Origin of the sequence: Streptomyces sp. NPDC088766 (assembly GCF_044750845.1) — a bacterium.
In the GTDB taxonomy this organism is placed as follows: Bacteria; Actinomycetota; Actinomycetes; order Streptomycetales; family Streptomycetaceae; genus Streptomyces.
Window position 1 is genome coordinate 108,599 of record NZ_JBIVKQ010000027.1, and the last position, 3,772, is coordinate 112,370.

Here is a 3,772-nt window from a genome sequence, read left to right on the forward strand (position 1 = left end):
CGGCGCCGCGGGGGGGGGGGGGGGGGGGGGGGGGGGGGGGGGGGGCGGGCCGCGGGGGGGGGGGGGGGGGGGGGGGGGGGGGGGGGGGCCGCCCCCCCCCCCCGCCCCCCGTCGTACCGTCGGAAGATCCGCTGTGCGCACATGTCGTCGGAACGTCGGCACCACTGCTCCGTACGGCCCTGAGGGACTGGACCTCGGACGCGACCGGCCTCAGATTGGGCCGGGTGTCCGTCCCTGTCCCCGACGAGAGGGCTCTCGACGTGCGTGTCCAGTCGCTGACGCTGGCCGTGGCCGGCCTCGCTCTGCTGGCCCCGGTCCCACCACCCGCCGCCGCGGTCCGGGCCCTCGACGCCCCCCGGAGACCGGCGGTGCGACAGGAGGGCTCCGTGAGCGCCTCGGCACTGCTGGCCCGGGTGAGTGCCTGCACCCCGGTCTCCCGCGGCCGCTACCGCACGGATGCCGGCGCGCCCGCCACGGTCCCGGTCTGCGGGACCGACGGCGCGGTCTTCTGGACGGCCGACATGGACATCGACTGCGACGGACGGCCCGGCCCGCGCTGCAACAGCACGACCGACCCCCTGTTCTCGCCCGCCACCGCCTTCCAGCAGTCCGACGGCCGCTACCTGAGCGCGGAGAGCCTGCCGTTCATCGTCGTGCCGGGCGTGAGCGCCATCTGGAACCACCGCGACCACGGAGTGCGCGGCGGGAGCGTCGCGGCCGTCATCCACGACGACCGGGTCCACTACGCCGTCGTGGGCGACGTGGGACCGCCCGAGATCATCGGCGAGGCCTCGTACGCCGCCGCCGAGGAGCTGGGCATCCGCCCCGACCCGCACGGCGGCGGCGTGGCCTCCGGCGTCACCTACATCGTCTTCAAGGACTCCCGGGCGACCCCGATCGAGAGCCACGCGGCGGCCGTCGAAGAGGGGGAGCGGCTGGCCCGGACGTTCGTGGCGCGGACGGATGCGGGCGCCCGCCGAGGTGCGGGTACCGGCGCCACCGACGGCGGGTGACGGCGCGGCTCCGGCCCGGCGGCACGGCCCTGCCCACCAGAGCGGGACCCCATCGGTACGGCCCTGTCCACCGGGGCGGGGCCCATCGGCACGGTTCGGCGCGCCTGCGACGGGACCCCGTCCGGACGGTCTGCGCCGCCCGGACGGGGCCGCACGCCCCGAGCGCCTGTCAGACCTTGCGGTAGGTGTACGCCTCCGAGGCGGCCGCCTCGACCGCGTCCAGGCCGGCTCCCGTGGAGGCCGTGACGACGGCGGCCACCGCGCCCTCCACGAAGGGCGCGTCCACCAGACGCGTGCCGGCGGGGAGTTCGTCGCCCTCGGCGAGCAGCGTCTTCACGGTCAGCACGGCGCTCCCGAGGTCGGTGAGGACGGCGACCCCGGCACCGCGGTCGACCGAGGCGGCGGCGGCGGCGATCAGCTCCGCGCTCGTGCCGAGCCCACCCGCCTCCGTGCCGCCCGCCGGAGCGACGGGCACGGCGGTGCCGCCGCCCGCGAGACCCTGGGCCAGCTCGGCGACCGAGGCCGCCACCTGCGCGCTGTGCGACACGAGCACGATCCCCACCAGCTTGTCGTCGGACATCGCCGCACTCACTCCCCGTTCGCTTCCGCGAGGCCCGCGACCAGCAGCGCCGACGAGGTGGCGCCCGGGTCCTGGTGTCCGATGCTGCGCTCGCCCAGGTAACTCGCCCGGCCCTTGCGGGCCTGGAGCGGGACGGTGGCGAGGGCACCCTGTTCGGCCGCGTCCCGTGCCGCCCCGAAGCCCTCGCCCAGGGCGTCCACGGCGGGCACCAGCGCGTCGATCATCGTCGCGTCGCCCGGCGCCGCCCCGCCCAGCCGCATGACCCCGTCGACCCCGGCGCGGAACGCCTGCGCGAACTCCTCCTCGCTCACCTCGGCCGCGTCCCCGAGCGCCTTGCCGGTGCCGCGCAGCAGCGTGCCGTACAGCGGTCCGGACGCTCCGCCGACCGTCGAGATGAGCCGGCGTCCGGCGAGGACGAGGACGGCTCCGGGGGTCGCGGGGGACTCCTCCTCCAGGGCGGTGACGACGGCGGTGAACCCCCGCTGGAGGTTGCTGCCGTGGTCGGCGTCGCCGATCGGCGAGTCGAGGGCGGTGAGCCGGTCCGCCTCGCGGTCGACGGACGCGGCGGTCACCGTCATCCAGCGGCGGAAGAAGTCGACGTCGAGCACGGGATCTCCTTGCGTGGTCGGTGCGTTGATCGCCTGCCTCCGTCCGCTCACATGCCCCAGCGCAGCCCCGGCGTCCGCACGGGCGCGTCCCACAGCCGCAGCATCTCCTCGTCGACCTGGCACAGGGTCACCGAGGCGCCGGCCATGTCGAGGGACGTCACGTAGTTGCCGACGAGCGTACGGGCGACGGCGACCCCGCGCTCGCCGAGCACCCGCTGGACCTCGGCATTGAAGCCGTACAGCTCCAGCAGGGGCGTCGCCCCCATGCCGTTGACCAGGACCAGGACCGGATTGCGCGGCGACATGTCCTCCAGCAGCGCGTGCACCGCGACGTCGGCGATCTCACCGGACGTCATCATGGCGCGCCGCTCCCGGCCCGGCTCGCCGTGGATGCCGATGCCCAGTTCCAGCTCGCCGGCGGGCAGGTCGAAGGTAGGACTGCCCTTGGCCGGGGTCGTGACGGCACTGAGCGCGACGCCGAAGCTGCGCGCGTTCTCGTTGACCTGCCGGGCGACCGCCTCGACCTGCTCCAGCGGCCGGCCCTCGTCGGCGGCCGCGCCCGCGATCTTCTCCACGAACAGCGTCGCACCCGTGCCGCGCCGCCCGGCCGTGTAGAGGCTGTCGGTCACCGCGACGTCGTCGTTGACCAGCACCTTCGCGACCTGGATGCCCTCGTCCTCGGCGAGCTCGGCGGCCATGTCGAAGTTCAGCACGTCACCCGTGTAGTTCTTCACGATGAACAGCACGCCCGCCCCGCTGTCCACGGCCGCGGCGGCACGCACCATCTGGTCGGGCACGGGAGAGGTGAACACCTCACCGGGACAGGCCGCCGACAGCATCCCCGGCCCGACGAACCCCCCGTGCAACGGCTCGTGCCCTGACCCGCCCCCGGACACCAGCCCCACCTTCCCCGCCACCGGTGCGTCCCGCCGCACGATCACCCGGTTCTCCACGTCCACGGTCAGTTCGGGATGCGCGGCGGCCATCCCCCGCAGCGCGTCGGCGACCACGGTCTCCGGGACGTTGATCAGCATCTTCATGGGGGTCTCCTCATGAGCTTAGCAGGTGGCCTTTGACCTGTGTTTTCGCTGGTCAGAGTGGTTCGAGTAGTTCTCGATCTTGGCGGTCCGTAGCGGTCGGGAGCGGATGGTGGCGGTACTGATGCTGACTTAATGCTGACTTTGATGACGCTACGTCAGATTCTGCGACGGATCGACGGCGTGCTGATCGGAGTCCTACAGAGGCAGTATCGACCTTGCGGCTGCGAAGGTCACGTGGGCGGCACCCCGAGCGGGCCGAAGATCACGACCGGCTCTGGACGGCAAGATCAGGAGACCTGTGGCTTCGACATGGGCCTGGGACGGAGTCGACCGGGTGGTGCCCACGTCCCGAAGAGGGTTGGGCCGGCGCCTCTGCCGGCCTTCTGTGGGAGGGGTCTGCCCGGCCGGCCCGTAGCGGGCACGGTGAGTTACTACCCAGGGGCCGTTGCGTGATCGCGTTTCGTCCGGAGTGCCGTGCTGGCCCGTCCTTGGAGGGGACGTCCCGGTTCGGACGGGAGCGGACGCAGTGCA

4 protein-coding genes are annotated in these 3,772 nt (G+C 73.8%); 1 reads left to right on the top strand and 3 read right to left on the bottom strand.

Annotated features, from left to right (window positions below):
• The first annotated feature begins 260 nt into the window (after positions 1-260).
• Positions 261-1,013: a glycoside hydrolase family 75 protein gene (locus ACIP5W_RS30065; protein ID WP_401480258.1), complete on the top strand. Its 753-nt coding sequence runs from the start codon at positions 261-263 to the stop codon at positions 1,011-1,013.
• Positions 1,014-1,182: 169 nt separating this feature from the next.
• Here ACIP5W_RS30065 and ACIP5W_RS30070 read toward each other — a convergent pair whose 3' ends face one another.
• The 3 genes from ACIP5W_RS30070 to dhaK are packed head-to-tail and all read right to left on the bottom strand — an operon-like array spanning position 1,183 to position 3,241.
• On the bottom strand, positions 1,183-1,593 hold the full coding sequence (locus ACIP5W_RS30070; RefSeq protein ID WP_401480248.1) for a PTS-dependent dihydroxyacetone kinase phosphotransferase subunit DhaM: 411 nt from the start codon (positions 1,591-1,593) through the stop codon (positions 1,183-1,185).
• An 8-nt stretch (positions 1,594-1,601) separates the two neighbouring features.
• Positions 1,602-2,201, bottom strand: a complete 600-nt coding sequence (gene dhaL / locus ACIP5W_RS30075; RefSeq protein ID WP_401480250.1) for a dihydroxyacetone kinase subunit DhaL — start codon at positions 2,199-2,201, stop codon at positions 1,602-1,604.
• 47 nt (positions 2,202-2,248) lie between these two features.
• Positions 2,249-3,241: a dihydroxyacetone kinase subunit DhaK gene (dhaK, locus tag ACIP5W_RS30080; RefSeq protein ID WP_401480252.1), complete on the bottom strand. Its 993-nt coding sequence runs from the start codon at positions 3,239-3,241 to the stop codon at positions 2,249-2,251.
• Positions 3,242-3,772: the final 531 nt, after the last annotated feature.

Coding starts and splice junctions, on each gene's coding strand:
- ACIP5W_RS30070 (WP_401480248.1), bottom strand. CDS start 1,593: ATGTCCGACGACAAGCTGGTGGGGATCGTGCTCGTGTCGCACAGCGCG.
- dhaK (WP_401480252.1), bottom strand. CDS start 3,241: ATGAAGATGCTGATCAACGTCCCGGAGACCGTGGTCGCCGACGCGCTG.